Consider the following 17258-nt stretch of genomic DNA (forward strand, 5'->3'; position numbering starts at 1 on the left):
ATGTTCGATGAAGGCATCTTCTGGAAAGCCTTCAGCGGCGCAGGGATGCTCGACACCGCGACGATTGCGCCCATGGCTGGTGAACCGTTCGATATCCAGGTCGACTTTCGTGTCGACGGCGAAATCGTGTTCGACGGCATGGCGCAAACCGTCGATTACTCGATCGAGTACCAGGTACACGATGCGCACTTGAGGCGCGGTAGCCAGCTGCGTATCAAGGGCGTGCTCTATCGATGCAAGCGAGATGCGCGGCCCGGCGATTCGGGGTTCCATGCAATCGTGGAAGTGGAGAAGGTGCCATGACGATTCTGCGACAGGTTTATGTGGAAACGTTGCTGGAGGTCTTTTCCAATTCACCCGCGCTCACCGCGCTTGCGCGTGTCGAGCGTTCGGTGATCGATGCGATGGACCTGGACGATCGGGCCGTGATCGTGGCGCACCGCGCGGGCGAACGCAAACGCGAGGAGTACATCGGCTATGTCGATCGTTTTTGCGAACTGCTGATCACCATCGTCACGCGTGATTCGCAGCCGGACGTGCTCGCTGACCAGATCCTCGAAGTGGCGCACCCGATCGTGATGGGCCTGACCGGTCCTCAACTGATCGATGTCGAGGAGGTGGAGGACAGCACGGACCCGCCGGTGTACGCGGGCAATAACGGGTCGCTGTGTCTGTGCACCACGCATTACCTGATGCACTACCGCACGCAACGCGACGACCTTTCGAAGTAAGGAGGCGCATGAACCCCGTATTGCAGGCCATTCTGCACGACCAGCATGCCGGTCGCGCGGGCACTTATCGGTTCGATCCTGCGACCGGTCAGCGCTCGCCGCTGACGGACGTGCAGCGCTCGACCAATCCCACCGATTTTGATGAGCCGGCGACGCGGGCCATCGAGGTCGACCCTGAATCCGGGCTGTCAGACATGCCCGACACCGGAGCCACCAAAAGTGACTTTTCTGACTCGTAAATCGATTGTCCTCGCGGCGATTCAGGCCGCTGCGGGCGCGGCCGCCGTGCTTGACGGCACGATGGCCATGAACGTTAAAAACATCAGCTCGAAGCCCATTACGACCGAAACGGCGGACCTGGACTTCATCCGCCCGTGGCTTGGCAATGTCCAGAAGCTCGTGACGAATCACTATCAGGAGCTGGACTTCGAAGTCGCGTTGACCGGGTCCGGCAAGCCCGGCGTCGTGCCACCGTGGGATCCGCTGGTTCGTGCGTGCGCATTCTCATCGACCGTTGTCGAAGGCAAGAGCATCATCTATGCGCCGATCTCAAGCAAGCCCGAACGCGTGACGCTGCAGTACTTCCTCGATGGATTGCGGCATCAACTGGTCGACGCAGTAGGCACGTTCTCGATCGATCTGACGCCTAAGAACGTCCCGACCATCAAGTTCCATTTCATCGGCAACTATGAACCCGTGACGGACGCGGCACCTCCGGTCGGTATCGACTTCAGTGCGTTCATCACGCCGCAGGCGGTGGGCGCGGACTACACGCCGAACTGGAGCCTGCACGGCTTCACGGGCAAGCTCGCCGCGTTCTCGCTGGATGTCGCAAACCAGTTGGTCTATCGCAACCTGGTCGGTGGCAAAGGTGCGGAGCTGACCGACCGGAAGGCGACGGGGAGCGCGACCTTCGAGCTTGGCACGGTGCAGTCAAAAGACTGGTGGGCGGCGGTCGTTAAGGCGGAGCTCGCGGCGCTGTCGATCACGCACGGCACGATCGCCGGCAACATCGTGCAGATCGATTCGCCGAGCGTGCAGTTGTCCGAGCCGCAGTACTCGGATCAGGACGGCATCGTGCAGATGCAGACCGCGCTCTCGTTGATCCCGCGCGTGGGTAACGATGAACTGCTGATCACGATCAAGTAAGTATTCTCTATGTACCGGTGGCCGCGCGTCCGCGCGGCCAGCCTAGATTAACGATAGTCCATGGCCCGCCCGAGTGCGGGCTATTTTTATTGGAGAAACCCATGTCCTTCAAGATCGCTCAATCGGATAGCTACAAGACGAAGGTCGAAGTCGAAACGACGACCGAAACCGGCAGGAAAGAAAAATCGACGTTCAACGTCATGTTCAAGCGCCTCACGCAAACCGAGATCACCGCGATCGTGGATACCGAGAACCTGACGTTCGAGGAGCTGATGGCGAGGGTGTTGGTCGGCTGGGACGGGCTGATTGACGCCAACAATGAGCCGCTCGACTTTAACGAAGCGAACCGCGCCGCTCTCTATGAGATTCCGCAGGCGCGTTATGCCTTGCGCGAGGCGTATTGGGAAAGCGTTCGCGTGGGCAAGCAAAAAAACTGATTGACGCCGCGAAGCACTGGAGCGGCTGGCGTGAGAACCCGTTCGCGATCGACCAGGCGCAAATCGATGCGATGCGTGCGTTCGGCATATCGGACGCGGCAATCGCTGCGGCGAGTGCCCGAACCGGTGACCACGTCTTCGAGGTCTGGCCGGATAACTGGCCGATCTTCATGACATTCCTGTCGCTCGCACGGCAATGGCGCTGGCTCGCTGGCGGCATGGGACCGCCCATTCGCTTGGGACTCGACTACCCGGCAGTCGAGTCCGTGTTTCGCCTGACCGGCGTCAAGAAGAAAGATCGGGTCGCAACGTTCGCCGCGCTTCAGTTGATGGAAGACGCGGTGGTGCAGGTCGAGTCCGAACGGGTCGCTCGTAAATGAGCGATTGTTTGAGCGGCCTTTTTTATAGGTGACATATGGGTGCTACTCCGATTGCGGACCTTGTTGTAAAGATTCGTGGTGACACGTCGTCGGTAACTGCCTCCATGCAGGATCTCGCGCGGGTCAGCGCGCAAACCGGAAGCGGCCTGTCGGGAATCACCGGGCCGGCGCAGGGTGCGTCGGCATCGATCACGATGATCGATCGCGAGGCCCGCAAGTTCATTGAGAGCTTGAACGACCAGGTGGCCACGCTCGGCAAGTCGAAGCTGGAGCTGGCGGAATACCGTGCGGCGCAGCTCGGGGTAGCTGCCGAGGCGGCACCGCTCATCGCTCAGCTGAAGGAGTTGGGCGGATCGATGAGCCGGGCCGGCAGCGAGGCGTTGGGGCTTGCCGAATCGGAAGCGCAGGCTTCGACCCGTCTTCGCGACATGGTCGTTCGCTCGCTGGAAGCGCAGCGGGCGATGGAACAGACCGCGTTATCTGCTCGCGATGCAGCAACGGGTATCGGTGATGTCGGTACATCGAGCGCACAGGTCCGCGAGACGGTCGCGAGCCAAACGAAGGCCATGATCGACGCGCAGCGCGGCACGTCGATGATGAACGACGAAATGCAGGCGCTGCGCACGACCATGGCGCAGGGCAATGCGACCTTTGCCACGTCCGGTGAGCAATATGCCCGGCTTGACCGGGCGATGGCCACCGGCAAGCTGTCCATGCAGGAATACGACGCCGTACTTGCGGCGCTCGGCCGCGATGAGGACAAGCGGTTGCAGTCGCTGGGTGCCTTGACCAGCAAGTACGACCCGCTGGGCGCTGCCACGCGAAAGCTCGCACAGGATCAGGCGCTGCTCGACGATGCATATAAGACAGGGAAGATCACGACGGCGCAGTATCAGCAGACGCTCAACGGCATCAAGGTCGATCAGGCGGTCATCGAGCTGCGACGTCTGGCCGAGCAGGAAGCGCAGCTCGAGCGTGCGTTCCGCTCGGGCGAGATCTCGTCGCGGGACTATAAAAAATCACTTGCTGATATCGGCACGAACCGAGCGTCACTCAATGACATCGCGGGGGGGGCCGACAAAAGCGCCAAGGCGATGGAAGGCTTCGGCTTCAAGACGGCCGGTGCGCGTAAGGAACTGGTGGTGCTCGCTCATGAAGCGGCCACGGGTAGCTGGAGCAACTTCGGCGGCTCGCTCCTGGTTCTGGGCGAGCGCACGGACGTCCTGCATAAGCTCCTGTCGCCGACCGGGCTCGCCTTGGGCGCGCTCGCAGGCGTCGCGGCTGTTTTTGGCCTCGCTGCATATAAGAGCGCTACCGAGGTATCGGTGCTGAACACCGCGATCGCTGTCACCGGCAATTATGCCGGCGGCACCGCGGGTAGCTTCCTCGACATGGCGGATCGCATCGGCGAGGCGAACCATAACGTCGGGGCGGCGGCAGTCGTGTTGACCGGCTTGGTGTCGTCCGGCCGTATCAGCAGCACCGCGATTGAGGCGGTCGGTGAAGCCGCGCTCAACACGTCGAAGCTGACGGGACAAAGTGCCGACGACGTCGTAAAGCAGTTCGAGAAAATGGGCGATGGTGTCGTCAAGTTCGCGGACGAATACGACAAGCGTTATCACGCGATCTCGACGGCCGTGTACGAACAGATCACCGCGCTGGAGGCGCATGGTCATGCAGAGGAGGCGCAGCGTGTGCTGGGCGAAGCGATCGCGTACGAGACGCAATCGCGCATCACCGCGTTGCATAGCGACCTGAACTGGATCCAGCAGGCGTGGGACGACGCCGGCAACGCGGCATCGAACGCCTGGCGTAAATTTTCGACCGGCGTGAGCGCGGCGTTGAACATGCTGCCGATGCAAAAGGAGCTGCAGTCGCGCATCGACTGGAAAAGCGGCAACCTGAACGCCGCCAACTTCGGCACGTCGCTGAGCGACGCCTTCTCGGGCACGAGCAACGATGCGCGCATTGCCGAGCTGCAGGCGCAGATCAAGAAAGCGAACGACGAAGCGGCGGCTCAGGAGGCGCAGCGTCGCACGCAGGAAAACGGCAACGCCGCATTGCGCAACCTGACCGGTCTCGAAACGTCGCTGAACAAGACCAACGCACTGGCGCAGGCGCTCGCTCAGGTCCGCAAGGAGTGGAATGACCTGCACGCGGCGGATCCGAATCTCGCCAATCTGCGCAAGGTCGATCCGACCAATGCGCTGCTCGCGCCCGATGCGCTGAAAACGCTTGAGGACGCGACGCGCAAGAAATTCGAGGTGAAGTCGGGTCACTCCGGACAGTCTGAGCTCAATGCGCAGATCAGCGCCGACGTGGCGATTTATGAGGGCTATGCGAAGGAGCGCGAGCAGATCCTGAAGGCGTCGCAAAGTAACTTGGAGAGCCTCCATAAACAGGGCTTGATCTCGGACACGGATTACATCAACCGCTCGCATGACGAACAGGTCAAGGCGCTGCAGGATGAGCAGGTGATCGCTCAATTGAAGGCGGATGCGGCGGGCGGCAGGAGGGCGCTGGCTGAGCGCAACAAGTATCTGGCGCAGGTCACGGAGCTGGCCGCGAAAGAGAAGCTGGTCGAGCAAGATCGCACGCAGAAATTGGCTGAGCTCGATGCGAAGGCGGCGAATGACTACGTCAGCAACATTCAAAAACAGATCGACGCCGCGCAGCAGCAGGATCAGGGGCTGCGCGATCAGCTCGATACGTTTGGCATGTCGAAGGCGGCGATCGACCAGTTGAAGGCTGCGCGTGCCGATGATGCGGTGGCTGCCTTGGAGCAAGGCCGCGCAATTGCGATCATGAATGGCAACTTGGCGGACACGTCCGGTTACGACACGGCTATCGCGAAGTCAAAGGAGCTCGCGAGGGCGTTGCATCGCACGGCCGACGACCAGGCCGCGCTCGACTGGAAGAACGAGGCGAAGAAAGCGGCCGATGATGCGGTGAGTCAGTGGAAGCAGGCGGCGAACGCAATCGAAAACAGTATCAGCGACGCGCTGATGCGTGGCTTCGAGAAGGGCAAGAGCTTTGGTCAAAACCTGATGTCCTCGCTTGAGTCGATGTTCAAGACGCTGGTGCTGCGCCCGATCATTCAGCCGATCGCGCAGGGTGCGGCGAGTTTCTTCTATCCGGGCGGTGCGCAGGCAGCACAGGGCGGTGGCAATAACGCACTCGGCCTGCTGCAAAACGGCAGCAACCTGTATAGCAAGGGGTCGAGCCTTTACGACACCGTGAGCGGTTGGTTCGGCGGTGGATATGGTTCAGCCGGATCCGCCCTCGGTTCGTCGGCGATTGCCGGCGCCGGATCAAGTGCGCTCGCGAGTGGCGGCGCTACGCTGGGTGGTTTGGGTGCCGGCATTGGCGGTAACGTCGCGGCTGGCGCGGGCACCTACAGCGCGGGCTTGGTCGGGGCGAACAGCTACGGATTCGGCCTCGGTGGGTCGAGCGGCGGGCTGGGTCTCGGCAGCACGCTCGGTTCCTCGGCAGGCCTTTGGTACGGCGGTGCCGGGTTGCTCGGTGGGTTAGCCGGTGGTGCACTCTTCGGGAACAAGGGCTATAGCAGCATGGGTGGGTCGCTCGGGGCCATGGGCGGTTTGGCGTTGGGCGCGTCGTCGGCAGTAGCGGGAACCGCCATCGGCGCGTCGCTCGGATCGCTTGCCGGTCCTATCGGTGCTGTGGTCGGTATGGCACTTGGTTCGCTGCTTGGCTCGTTTATCGGAGGGGGTGAAACTCGCTACGGTGCGTCTTATGCGACCAGCGACGGGAAAGATGTCTCGAAATTCGCGGGGCCGAGTGGTGGCGATCCGGCGTCGGCCGATATTCAAACCCAGATCAAAACCACGTACTCCAGCATCGAGTCGCTCGCGAACCAATTGGGTGGCTCAGTAAGTGGACTGGGGCAATACAAGGCCAGTTACGAGATCAGCCCGAAGAAAGGCAACTCGTTCGTCTCGGCGGGTTTTACGACGGGCGACGACTGGTATCCAGATCGGGTCGATCTTGGGGGCGTGAAGGATAGCGAGACTGTGCTGGTGGATTTCCAGTTGCAACTGCAGCGCTCGGTCATCAGCGGGTTGCAGAAGGCGGGATTGGATACGCCTTACGCATCGGTGTTGCAGGGCGTGGACGCATCGAAGCTGTCGGCGGATGACGTGACGGCGTTGCTCGCAGAGCTGTCGTCGTTAAAAAGTCTCTTCGATTCGTTCAAGAACCTGGGCCGTGACTTCGACAATCTCAAGAACGCGTCCACGGACGCGCAGCTTGCGGTGATTCAACTTGCAGGTGGGGTCGATGCGTTCAACACGAGCGCGACGTTCTTCTATCAGCATTTCACGACGGCCGATCAGCAGGCGGCCGACCAGGCGAAGGCGCTCAATGACCAGATGAACGCTTTGGGGTACACCGGCATTCATACGCGGGACCAATTCAAGGCACTCGTCGAATCGCTCGATCTGTCGAGCGATGCCGGTCAGAAGGCGTACGTGTCGTTACTCGCGTTGGCACCCGCATTCGATGCGGTGGCCGGCGCGGGCGAGGCAGCTGTCAAGGCAGCATATGACAGCCAGTCTCAGGCGCTCACGTCCTTTCGTGATCAGTTGGTGTCGTTTCGCCAGTCGCTTGCGGCAGGCGATCTGTCGGACCTGTCGCCGGAGGCGAAGTACGCGGCAAGCAAATCAACGTATGAGGGTCTGCTCGGCAAAGCGAGTGCGGGTGATGCAACGGCGCAGGCCGGGCTGACATCGGCCGCGCAGGATTTCCTCAACGCTTCGAAGGCGTACAACGCCAGTTCCTCGCAGTATCAGGCGGACCTGGCTGATGTCATGAAGTCGATTGATCTGGCTAGCTCCGCGGCCGATCAGCAGCTCGACCTCATGAAGCAGCAGGTCGCGGGCATCCTCGACGTCGATAAGTCGGTGCAGACCTTGGCGCAAGCCTTGGCGGCGTACAAATCGGGTGCCGCGGTGGATGGTTCGCATGCGACGGGTCTTTACCGTGTGCCGTTCGACGGGTATGTCGCCGAGCTGCATCGGGATGAGCGAGTCTTGACGGCAGCAGAGGCGAAGCAGCTCGATGCACGTTCGTCGAGCGGCAGTGTCATTGCGCCGGCAGCGCTCGATCTGAGCAAGTTTCAACGTACGGACAACGATGCGGTCGTGCGGGAACTGAAGGCGCAGCGTGAGCAAAACGCGAAGCAGGCGGAATTGATCGCAAAGTTACTTTTGGTGCAACTGCAGCAGGCCGACACGCTCGCTCGGAGCGATGCGGAAAAAATGGATCAGCAAACCGCTTTGCTGCAACAACAAAGGAGGCCAGGTCAGAAATGATCATTGCGCTGGAAGCGGATGCGTACCACCTGGCAAGCGGGCAGGTGGTGACGCTGTATTTCTCGGAGGGCGGCTTCATGACCCGGCCTGACGATACGCCACCGAACGTGTATTTCGAGCCGGTCATCAAGACGGCGCCGACGCTCGATCGGTTGCTCTTCGACGGCGCGGCCACGTTCGGTGCGACCAAGGTCACCATAGGCGCTGTGCTGCTGGTGAATCAGGACGGGCACCTCGATTTGCTTGCCACCGACTATGCATTCTCGGGTCGGCGCTTCGTGGTCAAGATGGGCGAGCTCGACGTGCCGTATGCGCAGTGGCCGGTGGTGATGACGGGTACGCTCTCCGACGTGTCCGTGCAGGACGCGGGCTTGTCGGTCGCCATTGCCGACCGGCTCGCGGATCTGACGATTACGAGTCGCCCGAAATACCTGGGTGACAACGTCTTGCCGCTCGGCATCGAGGGCACGAAAGACGATCTGAAGGATCAGCTGAAACCCCGGGTCTATGGCCTGGTGCTGAATGTCTCGCCGAAATGCGTCAATACCTCGAAGCTCATCTATCAGGTGAGCGATGCAGCGTGTTCCGTTCTCGCGGTCTATGACAGCGGTGTCGGCCTCACGCACGCTGCTGACTATGCGAACGTAGACGACATGCAGGTCACTGCGCCGGCGGCCGGAGAGTTTCGGTGCTGTGCAGGCATGTTGCGATTGGGCGGCACGCCAGCGGGCACCGTCACGTGCGATGCGCAGGGCGCTATCACCCGTGCGGCGGATCTGATGGTCGCAATCGCACGGGATGCCGGCGTGCCTGATGCCGATATCGTGGCGGCCGATGTCGCTGCACTGAATGCGGCAAGCGGCGCCATGGTCGGCGTGTGGGCTGACGAGGATGCGACCCCGCAGTCATTGATGGACGAGATCGCGGGTTCGGTCGGGGCGTGGTACGGCTTCGACCGGTTGAGCCGGTTACGCATGGGGCGGCTGGATGCGCCGGATGGCACTGCGGTTGTTACGTGGGGTCAGGAAACCCAATTAGTGCTCGCCATGCGGTCGGCGGGCATTCCCGCGTGGAGCGTCTCCGTGCAGTACGCGCGTAACTACACGACCCAGACCGATGTAGCGGGATCGGCTGCTCGCACGTCCGCGTGGCTCGCGCTGGAATTTCGGAAGGCTTCTGCCGAGAACCCGGCCATCAAGGTGCCATGGCCGCACGCAGATGAATTGAGCTTCGATACGGGGCTCGTGAATGAACCGGACGCCGTTGCGGAATCGCAGCGGCGTCTTGCTTTGTACGGCGTGCGCCGCGTGACGCTGGACGTCGATGTGCCCGTGTCCGAGCTGGGCGCAGTCGATCTGGGGGATGTGGTGGCGCTCGACACGCCGCGCTTTGGACTGCGCGGGCGGCTCTTTCGCGTGATTGGCGTCAATACCGGCTTCCTGCGTGGGCGAGCGGCGCTCGTGCTTTGGGGATAGCGACGGGAATAGTGACGGGAATATTGAAGGGGATGTTGGATGGCAAAAATCATGATGGGGTTTCCGAACCAGACGGACGGTGGTGTGCTGTCCGGCGGTTCGTGGCAGGTGCCAGTCACGAACCTGCAGGATCGCCGACTCTCGCGTGTGGCGCGCACCGCGAGCACCGCGACGGCCGATACGCAATTCGACGTCGATCTCAAACTGCCGCGCAAGGTGTCGATGTTCGCTGTGGTGCGTCACAACCTGACGCTCAACGGCCGGTATCGAATTCGTGTGTCGCGCGTGCCTGACTTCAGCACGTCGGTGTTCGACTCGACGCTCAATTCGCCACTTCACGGCCCGGTGTGGCGCCAGGCGTGGCCGCGCCTTTACAGCGCTTCCATGCTCGACTGGGAAGATCCGAACTGGTGGGATGGGCGTCTGCCCGAGGACCAGCGAAAGAGTTATCCGGCACTGATCCTGTGCGTCATTAAAACGCCGGTCTTCGGTCGTTATGTGCGTTTCGAGTTTGCTGACGAAGGCAACCCAGACGGTTATCTCGAATTCGGGCGCGTGTTTGTTTCGCAGGCCTGGTCGCCGACGAATAACGCGAGCTACAACCCGTCACTCGGCTGGGAATTCGACACGACGATGGACCGGGCTGTGGACGGCACGCCGTACTTCGACCGGCGTAACGGCCGGCGGGTACAAAAATTCTCGCTCGACTGGCTGTCGGATGACGAAGCCTATGGGCGCGTATTCGAGATGCAGCGAGCAGCCGGCGTCGATCAGGAAATGCTCTTCGTGTGGGATAGCGACGACGCGATCAATTTGCTGCGGCACTCGTTTCTTGCGCGTATGCGGCAGATCAACCCGTTGCAGTTGTCGTTCCTGAATAACCATACAAACGCGTACGAGCTCGAGGAAATTAGATGACCAAGATTATTTTTCCATCTGGCAATGCGTACTCTGATGACGGCAGCGCCGAGCGGGACATGCTGGACGGAGGCCATACCGAGTATTTGCTCCCCATGCTTGGGGAGACCATCGGCGCCGCGCAGATGGCACTCGATGCGGTGCCAGAGGCTCTCGGGCACGCATCCGAAGCGGCAACTGCACGCGATGGCGCGAGGGCTGAGCGCGACGCTGCTGCGGCCGAGCGCGCGGGTGCAACGGATGAGCATGCCGGTGCCGCTGCGGAACGCGCGGAGGCGGCCAAATCCGCAGCAGCAGCGCGAGCGGACGCCGCAAGCGTGCATATGCCGGCGCTGGCAGGCAAGGCGGGTCGCGTGCTTGGTGTGAGCGTAGACGAGTCCGCGATGGAGTGGACGGATCTGAGCCCGCTCGCCAAGCTTGGGGATCTGGCAAGTCCGGACAAGGGGGCTGCGCTGATCGGTTTCAAGCCCTCTTCAAAGTCGAGTATCGCCCGCACCGTGGCTGACGAGTTGAACGACGGATATGCAAATCCGAAACGCTTTGGAGCCAAGGGTAACGACAGCGCTGAAGACTCAGTACCCATCCAGACTGCGATCGAGGAACTGGCCGCACGGGGTGGCGGGGTCGTTCGATTTCCACTCGGAAACTATCGATGCAATCTCGTGGGCAGGACCGGCGTTTCGTTCAGCTCGGGAAGTGGGATGTTCGGATATTTGCCCGCGGCGGGCGGCCCGGTGTCGGGCGTCACCCTCGCTCAAGCTGCCCCGGGTTTCGTGATCGACACGCCCGATTCATTGGTGACGAATATCGCCATCGAAGGGATTAATTTCCGCGGGCTCGGTGCGACGTACGCCGGCGGTGGCGTACGCCTTCGCAACGTGAAGTGGAGCGTCATCAAGAAATGCTCTTCGAACTACTTTGCCGATCAGGGCTTTCAACACCTTGCAGGCTTTGGCGTGACGTTCGAGGATCTGCTGACCACGAACGTTCTGTTGAATCGTGCACGAAAGCAGGCGGACGGCGCCGTTGAGATGCTGGGCACGGATGACACGATGTGCCGCGTCGAAGCGAATCCTTCGCTGACCGGTATCGTGAGTGACGATTTATTCATTTGCGCGATCGTGATCGGCGGAGCCAACAACTGGGTCGACACGGGAACGGTGGGTGAATTTGCAGAGCGAGGCGTGTACATCAAACCGCAGGCGGGCGCGATCCACAAACTTACTGCGGTGCGGGCCGATCACAACGTTGGCGTCGGATTTTATGTCGACGGCTCGGCGCTCTGGTCGCTCTGTCACGCATACAACAACAGCACAGGGAGCCCCGGGGACTACAGTGGGTTTTACTCGTCCACAAAATCGGCGGGTAACACGTTTAGCGCATGCCGCTCGGACGGGATAAGCGGTGCTCAGCAAAAGTGGGGATTTGAAGACCTGGTCAATAACAGTCTGGTTGATCTGCGAAACACCTACGTGGTGCCGAAAGGGGCGTACAACGCGGCGGGTCTCGTCACCACACAAGGCTTCCTGGGGTCGGCCGTTATCGCTCCGCCGACCGTTATCCGCCCGCTGGATGCCACAGCGATTATCGACGTAACGGGCACAACGATGGTCGTGTTGGATAACTATCAGACTGCGACTAGCGTTACGAACTTCACCGGGGGTGCCAACGGCGACACGATTAGCGTTAAAGGCAATGCGCGAGTGACGATCGTCAACGGGCTCGGGATTAACACGGGCGGTGCCGGAAGCGTTGTGATGTCGAACAACAAGATGTACGACTTCACGCAATACAACGGCACGTGGTACATGCGGTAGCGGCCGCAGTCTCAACAGAGCAATGAGGTACTCAACATGGCAAATTTTATCGAGTCGAAAATCATGCAAGCCTTCCCTCAGGACAAGTGCTTGCACGTGATCGCGGGCGTCGTGATCTTCGCGATCGCGCATGTCGTGTCGTGGCAGGCTGGTATTGCGGCGGTGTTGCTGGTCGGCATCGCAAAAGAGCTTCTCGACCACTTTACGGGCGGAGACGTGTCCGTGTGGGACGTGGTCGCGACATTTGCAGGAGGGCTGCTCGGGCTGCTTTGTTTCGTACGTTAGCCCCGGTTCGTTAGTCCAGGTTCCTTAGCTGTTATTCCCGTAGTGCTTCACCGCAGCCGCCGTCAGGCGGTTTTTTTATGGCCGCACCGATCGTACATCGGCGCGGCCTTTTTTATTGGAGGCGCGCTTTTGAACGAAAACCTCAAGTATTCCGAGCAGGGGATGGCGCTCACGCAGGACGCCGAGACGCTCTACCTCTTTGCCTACCCGGATCCTGCTTCACCCTTAGCGAAGGAATTGCAGCGCCGCGGCTTGTGGCAATCGACGTTGCGCGGGCAGCCGATTCCGGCCAGCTTACTTGCGTTAAGCGGTGCGCCGTGGACGGGTGGATGGGGGCATACAGGACCCGAGATGCGCTACGGCATGACCTTCTCGCGCGAGCAGGCCGTGGCATGGCTACGCCAGGACGTAGCGAGCGCAGAGGCGACAGTCAAGCGCCTTGTTCGCGTCGAGCTGAATCAGGAAGAGTACGACGCGCTCGTCGACCTGGTGTTCAACATCGGTAGCGGAGCCTTTGATTCGTCGACGCTGTTGCGCAAGCTCAATGCCGGCGATACGGAAGGCGCTATCGCCGAATTCGCGCGGTGGAACAAGGCCGGCGGTGTGGTGCTGGCCGGACTCGTGAAGCGCCGCGAAGCCGACCGCGTGCTCTTCCTGTTGGGTGCGAATTTCCAGCGGAGGGCCGCATGAAAAACGATGCCTTGGCTCGGCTTCTATACGCGTACATGGCCGTCTACATCGCGGTGTCCGCCTTCGCGGCACCCTGTTCGGCGACCTCAGTGATGCTCGTGCGCGATGGCTTCTGGGGATACGCGGTGACGTGCGGCACGGGCGTACTCGCCGCAGTCATTGCGATCGATGTCGCGATCAACGATTGGTTGCCCGACAAGTACGTCTTTCACTGGGCAAAAGCTCGGCGGCACTGGCTCTATGCGGTCACGGCCGGCGCGTACGTCACACCGCTCTTCGCGGCGAGTGCTCATTGGACCAGCGCTGTCGTCAACGTAGCGCAATTTATTTTTTACATCGGCATGGCGTCTTTCGGGCTTGTTCTGGGCTATCGAGAGGCGCATGCGTGGCGGGAAACCAAGCGGAGGATTACGTGCGCCGAATGATCGTGTGGGTGTGGGGAGTAACGGCGCTGCTATGGGCGGCCGCTGCGTATGCGATGAGCCGCTCGGCAAGCGATGCGGTCGTGGTCGAACTGGAAAGCATTCCGGTGGCATCGCTCGGGCTCGCGGTCATGCTCGCTTTGATTGGCGGTACCGCGAGCACGTTCCAGCGTCTTGCGTCGAGCGACCCGCTCGTGCGCTCAATCGCGGTCGAGGTCGGTAGCGTCATCACGGCCTCGATCGTGGCGGGGTTGGCTGCTTTCTTTTTTTGCACGTGGCGCGAGTGGCCAGCGCCGCTCACTGCGCTCGTGATCACCTTGTCGAGCTGGGGCGGCAAGCGCGTGCTCGACCAGGCGCTCGATGCGTGGGTCCGAAAAATCCAAGGAGAAAAGGTATGACAAGCGGCATGACAGACGGTATGGCAAACATTGCGGGTCGTCTCGCGACGCTCGCGGCTGGTGTGGCTGCGATTGCATTTGCCGTGCTGAGCGCGTGGTTCTACATCGAGCTGCGGGATTTGCGAATGGAGCACGCCGACACTGCGCAGCAGCTCGCCACCAAAACGGAGAACAACGGCGTGCTGAAGGCGCAACTGGCCACGTCGCAATCTGACCTGGCCGCGATGACGGATGCGGCCGGCAAATCGTCCGCATCGGTGGTGCGTTTCGCTGCGCAGGCGAGCGACGCGCAGGCTGCTGCGAGCGAGGCGAAAGCGAAAGCCGTGCAGCAATCGGCCGGCTATCAGAAACAGATAGATGTGCTCACCGCGCGTATCAATTCCCCCACCAACCAACCGGAGACCTGCGATGCGGCACTCGATCGTCTGCGCGGCACTTTGTAACGTCCTTCTGGTTATTCCCGGCTGTGGATCTGTGCCGGTCGAGCAGCCGATCTCGGCCGTCACGCATACGCAGGTCGTCGAGACGCAGGTTGCTGTGCCGGTGCCTTGCATCGATGCGGTGCCGGCGTCGCCCTCGTTTCTGTCGGACGCGGATCTGCTGGACGTGCCGAACAGCTTCGTCGTCGACCGGATCTGGCGTGACCATTTGCAGCGCAAGCAATGGGAGGGGATTTTGACCGCGCAACTGATGGCGTGTGCGACGGGCGGTGTAACGAAGTAGAGAAGAAAAGACAGGGCGACGGCGGGTATGTTGGAGCATACCCGCCGTCGCCTTTCCACTGCGCGAGCCAGTGAATTAGCCAAGGCCCTGCCACCCACCGGTGGGCGGCCGAATTCTAGCGTATTTCCAGATAAGGCAATCACATATGGCAAATCCCATCATTCCTTGGATCGGCGGCAAACGCCGATTGGCAGATCACCTTATTCCGCGTTTCCCGAAACACGAATGCTACGTCGAGGTATTCGCGGGCGGTGCAGCGCTGTATTTCCTGCGACCGCCGGCAGCCGTCGAAGTGATCAACGATATCAACGGCGAGCTGATCAATCTCTATCGCGTGGTGCAGCATCACCTGGAGGAGTTCGTGCGCCAGTTCAAGTGGGCGCTCACCAGCCGGCAGGTGTTCAAGTGGTTGCAGGACACGCGGCCGGAGACACTGACTGATATTCAGCGGGCAGCTCGCTTCTACTACCTGCAGCAAAATTGCTTTGGCGCGAAGTTGGAGAGTCAGTCGTTCGGCACCGCGACGACGACACCACCTGGTTTGAATCTGTTGAGGCTCGAAGAAACGTTGTCAGCGGCGCACCTGCGGCTCGCAGCGACCTTCATCGAGCGGCTCGATTGGAAGGCGTGCATCGACCGGTACGATCGTCCACATACGTTGTTCTATCTCGATCCGCCCTATTGGGAAACGGAGGGGTATGGCGTGCCGTTTGAGTACGCCGAGTATGTCGCGATGGCGGCCCGGCTGAGGACGCTGAAAGGTAGGGCGATCGTTAGTCTGAACGATCATCCAGACATCCGGCGGGCATTCGAGGGTTTCCATATCGAGACGGTCGATATCAAGTACACCGTTGGCGGAGGCGGCCGAGAGGCCGCGCGAAAGGAAGTGATTATTTTTAGCTGGGACGACGCGGCTGAGCCGGCGGGTCTCTTTTAGCAGTTCGCGGGGTATGAAGAGGCCAATCTTGAAGTTTGTACCCCGCGACTTGTTGTGCCTGCGCGAAATCGGGCGCAGCAAGTCCAGAATGTTCAGCATACGGACAGCGAACGAATGCTCGTGCTGCGTGTTAGTACGCTGACCATCTAAACGATGGGGCATTTGGAACGCAGGAGGTAGAAATGCAACCGTCCTTCGCGGGTTATATGAGCGCGGCGATTCACCCAATCGTCACGCGTAATGCATCCGGATTTACATGCATGGCGATTCTCTCGGAGCCTGCACGCGAAAGGCGCGGCTCCGACATGTTGGGAACGTTCGAGATCGAAGCGGAGGCATGCCAGTGCGCGGTCGCGTTCTGCAGATCGGAGATAGAGCGCCATTTCTTGAGGACGCTACTTTGTTAGCCGGTGATGCGCCAACGGCGCGAAACTTTACCACTCTCGCTGATCATCGAACGTGCGGCCAATAAGTGAGTCGTAAGCGGCCGCATCCGTAGCAAGGATCGTCCTCAACATAGCCACAAATGCGTTGTCATTCTCCAAATTAGCGACCAGCACACAAGCCGTGCGCAGGGTAACTGATTCCGCGTAGGGTGGGGCACCGCTTTCTTCTTCGAGAGCGAATTTGAATCGATAGAGTTGTTCGGACTCCGCATCCGGCACGGGGGCGTGAGATACGATGGTTGCCTTCATGGGGACCTCTTGGAAGGGTCATTGAAGCTGACGTAGCAAACAGTGTGCCGGAGAAATCCGGGTTCGATGTTCCTCTGAAAAAAACTCCCGCGTAAAGCGGGAGGGAGCATCTGGCTAAGAGACGACGCCGCTGCAAAGCACGGCGCATCTTATTAAGTTTCCTGCAGCCCGCATAGCCTTGAGCGTGAAACGCACAATTTCGCAGATGCCGCCCCGACGCGGTGAGCTCAGGCCGAAAACCTTCTGCTCTGTGCGGACGGCCCCGCATTTCCCGTGAAGCCGAACAAGCGAAAAATGCGAGCCCGGCCGCCGCTCTCTAGGGCGTTATACTGTGTTTTTATACAGTAATCGCCTCCCCATGTATTTACAGGTCGTTGTCATGCGTTTTCACGGCAAAGCGCTCGAACAATCTCAGATTCGTACGGCCAACTCGGTGCGTGCTGAGGTGATCGTTGCCCACGAAAACTCCGACGCGCTAGGGCGATATTCCGATGTCGCGAGGGCGAGCGCCGCCGGGGACGGGCGGGATCAGCTCCTGCCTGCACTTTACGACTGCAGGCTTTCGCACATGGGACACGGTGGCTTTGTTCTTTCGGGCTTGGAATTGATCGGATCTATTGCGTTTGCTCAAAACTGGTGGTGTCGTCCGATCGTCCGGACGATTGCGGAGTGACAACAGGCTGCGGAACGCTCCATCATGCGGTGACGATTCGAAAGGAGAAGTCGCACCATGTGCTACTCGGTGCAAATCGTGGCGGACTACCGCAAGTACGTGAAGCTGTTCGGTCCTGACTTCGATATCAGGGAGTCGCGCGGCTCTACTGGGAGCGCGCCTAGGGCAGTGGTACAAAGGTCCCCAAGGGCATGGATG

General features: G+C 60.6%; 19 protein-coding genes. 18 read left to right on the forward strand and 1 reads right to left on the reverse strand.

Annotation, left to right across the window (positions count from 1 at the left end; genetic code table 11):
• The 17 genes from ACSOSP_RS19055 to ACSOSP_RS19135 all read left to right on the forward strand — a co-directional run bounded on the left by ACSOSP_RS19055 (position 1) and on the right by ACSOSP_RS19135 (position 15692).
• Positions 1–303: a hypothetical protein gene (locus tag ACSOSP_RS19055; RefSeq protein WP_455308843.1), complete on the forward strand. Its 303-nt coding sequence runs from the start codon at positions 1–3 to the stop codon at positions 301–303.
• Positions 300–731, forward strand: coding sequence for a hypothetical protein (locus ACSOSP_RS19060; RefSeq protein ID WP_455308844.1), 432 nt, complete (start codon positions 300–302; stop codon positions 729–731). The genes ACSOSP_RS19055 and ACSOSP_RS19060 overlap by 4 nt, the downstream gene beginning before the upstream one ends.
• Before the next feature lie 8 nt (positions 732–739).
• Positions 740–970, forward strand: a complete 231-nt coding sequence (locus ACSOSP_RS19065; protein ID WP_455308845.1) for a hypothetical protein — start codon at positions 740–742, stop codon at positions 968–970.
• Entirely contained in the window at positions 951–1880 is a 930-nt protein-coding gene (locus tag ACSOSP_RS19070) for a phage tail tube protein (RefSeq protein WP_455308846.1), read from the forward strand. Before ACSOSP_RS19065 ends, ACSOSP_RS19070 begins: the two co-directional genes overlap by 20 nt.
• A 101-nt stretch (positions 1881–1981) precedes the next feature.
• Positions 1982–2317: a hypothetical protein gene (locus tag ACSOSP_RS19075; protein WP_455308847.1), complete on the forward strand. Its 336-nt coding sequence runs from the start codon at positions 1982–1984 to the stop codon at positions 2315–2317.
• Complete coding sequence (locus ACSOSP_RS19080; protein WP_455308848.1) at positions 2281–2697, forward strand: DUF1799 domain-containing protein; 417 nt, start codon at positions 2281–2283, stop codon at positions 2695–2697. The genes ACSOSP_RS19075 and ACSOSP_RS19080 overlap by 37 nt, the downstream gene beginning before the upstream one ends.
• 35 nt (positions 2698–2732) lie before the next feature.
• Entirely contained in the window at positions 2733–8027 is a 5295-nt protein-coding gene (locus ACSOSP_RS19085) for a phage tail length tape measure family protein (protein WP_455308849.1), read from the forward strand.
• On the forward strand, positions 8024–9502 hold the full coding sequence (locus tag ACSOSP_RS19090) for a hypothetical protein (protein WP_455308850.1): 1479 nt from the start codon (positions 8024–8026) through the stop codon (positions 9500–9502). Before ACSOSP_RS19085 ends, ACSOSP_RS19090 begins: the two co-directional genes overlap by 4 nt.
• Before the next feature lie 39 nt (positions 9503–9541).
• Positions 9542–10420, forward strand: a complete 879-nt coding sequence (locus tag ACSOSP_RS19095) for a hypothetical protein (protein ID WP_455308851.1) — start codon at positions 9542–9544, stop codon at positions 10418–10420.
• Positions 10417–12237, forward strand: coding sequence for a glycosyl hydrolase family 28-related protein (locus tag ACSOSP_RS19100; RefSeq protein WP_455308852.1), 1821 nt, complete (start codon positions 10417–10419; stop codon positions 12235–12237). The genes ACSOSP_RS19095 and ACSOSP_RS19100 overlap by 4 nt, the downstream gene beginning before the upstream one ends.
• Before the next feature lie 36 nt (positions 12238–12273).
• Positions 12274–12522: a hypothetical protein gene (locus ACSOSP_RS19105; RefSeq protein ID WP_455308853.1), complete on the forward strand. Its 249-nt coding sequence runs from the start codon at positions 12274–12276 to the stop codon at positions 12520–12522.
• Between the two features lie 129 nt (positions 12523–12651).
• Positions 12652–13212: a lysozyme gene (locus ACSOSP_RS19110; protein ID WP_455308854.1), complete on the forward strand. Its 561-nt coding sequence runs from the start codon at positions 12652–12654 to the stop codon at positions 13210–13212.
• Positions 13209–13637: a hypothetical protein gene (locus ACSOSP_RS19115; RefSeq protein WP_455308855.1), complete on the forward strand. Its 429-nt coding sequence runs from the start codon at positions 13209–13211 to the stop codon at positions 13635–13637. Before ACSOSP_RS19110 ends, ACSOSP_RS19115 begins: the two co-directional genes overlap by 4 nt.
• The gene (locus ACSOSP_RS19120) at positions 13634–14032 is read left to right on the forward strand and encodes a phage holin family protein (RefSeq protein WP_455311039.1); all 399 of its coding nucleotides are present in this window, start codon (positions 13634–13636) and stop codon (positions 14030–14032) included. Before ACSOSP_RS19115 ends, ACSOSP_RS19120 begins: the two co-directional genes overlap by 4 nt.
• A complete protein-coding gene (locus ACSOSP_RS19125) occupies positions 14029–14475 on the forward strand; it encodes a hypothetical protein (protein WP_455308856.1) in 447 nt (148 codons plus the stop codon). The genes ACSOSP_RS19120 and ACSOSP_RS19125 overlap by 4 nt, the downstream gene beginning before the upstream one ends.
• Entirely contained in the window at positions 14441–14755 is a 315-nt protein-coding gene (locus tag ACSOSP_RS19130) for a hypothetical protein (RefSeq protein WP_455308857.1), read from the forward strand. The genes ACSOSP_RS19125 and ACSOSP_RS19130 overlap by 35 nt, the downstream gene beginning before the upstream one ends.
• A 145-nt stretch (positions 14756–14900) precedes the next feature.
• Positions 14901–15692, forward strand: a complete 792-nt coding sequence (locus tag ACSOSP_RS19135) for a DNA adenine methylase (protein WP_455308858.1) — start codon at positions 14901–14903, stop codon at positions 15690–15692.
• A gap of 434 nt (positions 15693–16126) precedes the next feature.
• Here the strand turns inward: ACSOSP_RS19135 and ACSOSP_RS19140 are convergent, their stop codons facing one another.
• Positions 16127–16387 carry a hypothetical protein gene (locus ACSOSP_RS19140; RefSeq protein WP_455308859.1) on the reverse strand — a complete coding sequence of 87 codons (261 nt, stop codon included), beginning with the start codon at positions 16385–16387 and terminating at the stop codon, positions 16127–16129.
• Positions 16388–16766: 379 nt separating this feature from the next.
• Here ACSOSP_RS19140 and ACSOSP_RS19145 point away from each other — a divergent pair, with 379 nt between their 5' ends.
• On the forward strand, positions 16767–17060 hold the full coding sequence (locus ACSOSP_RS19145; protein WP_455308860.1) for a hypothetical protein: 294 nt from the start codon (positions 16767–16769) through the stop codon (positions 17058–17060).
• Positions 17061–17258 lie beyond the last annotated feature (198 nt).

Source organism: Caballeronia sp. KNU42 (assembly GCF_053760385.1).

Coding starts and splice junctions, on each gene's coding strand:
- ACSOSP_RS19125 (WP_455308856.1), top strand. CDS start 14,029: ATGACAAGCGGCATGACAGACGGTATGGCAAACATTGCGGGTCGTCTC.
- ACSOSP_RS19060 (WP_455308844.1), top strand. CDS start 300: ATGACGATTCTGCGACAGGTTTATGTGGAAACGTTGCTGGAGGTCTTT.
- ACSOSP_RS19140 (WP_455308859.1), bottom strand. CDS start 16,387: ATGAAGGCAACCATCGTATCTCACGCCCCCGTGCCGGATGCGGAGTCC.
- ACSOSP_RS19065 (WP_455308845.1), top strand. CDS start 740: ATGAACCCCGTATTGCAGGCCATTCTGCACGACCAGCATGCCGGTCGC.
- ACSOSP_RS19100 (WP_455308852.1), top strand. CDS start 10,417: ATGACCAAGATTATTTTTCCATCTGGCAATGCGTACTCTGATGACGGC.
- ACSOSP_RS19130 (WP_455308857.1), top strand. CDS start 14,441: ATGCGGCACTCGATCGTCTGCGCGGCACTTTGTAACGTCCTTCTGGTT.
- ACSOSP_RS19115 (WP_455308855.1), top strand. CDS start 13,209: ATGAAAAACGATGCCTTGGCTCGGCTTCTATACGCGTACATGGCCGTC.
- ACSOSP_RS19120 (WP_455311039.1), top strand. CDS start 13,634: ATGATCGTGTGGGTGTGGGGAGTAACGGCGCTGCTATGGGCGGCCGCT.
- ACSOSP_RS19090 (WP_455308850.1), top strand. CDS start 8,024: ATGATCATTGCGCTGGAAGCGGATGCGTACCACCTGGCAAGCGGGCAG.
- ACSOSP_RS19135 (WP_455308858.1), top strand. CDS start 14,901: ATGGCAAATCCCATCATTCCTTGGATCGGCGGCAAACGCCGATTGGCA.
- ACSOSP_RS19055 (WP_455308843.1), top strand. CDS start 1: ATGTTCGATGAAGGCATCTTCTGGAAAGCCTTCAGCGGCGCAGGGATG.
- ACSOSP_RS19145 (WP_455308860.1), top strand. CDS start 16,767: ATGCGTTTTCACGGCAAAGCGCTCGAACAATCTCAGATTCGTACGGCC.
- ACSOSP_RS19085 (WP_455308849.1), top strand. CDS start 2,733: ATGGGTGCTACTCCGATTGCGGACCTTGTTGTAAAGATTCGTGGTGAC.
- ACSOSP_RS19105 (WP_455308853.1), top strand. CDS start 12,274: ATGGCAAATTTTATCGAGTCGAAAATCATGCAAGCCTTCCCTCAGGAC.
- ACSOSP_RS19075 (WP_455308847.1), top strand. CDS start 1,982: ATGTCCTTCAAGATCGCTCAATCGGATAGCTACAAGACGAAGGTCGAA.
- ACSOSP_RS19095 (WP_455308851.1), top strand. CDS start 9,542: ATGGCAAAAATCATGATGGGGTTTCCGAACCAGACGGACGGTGGTGTG.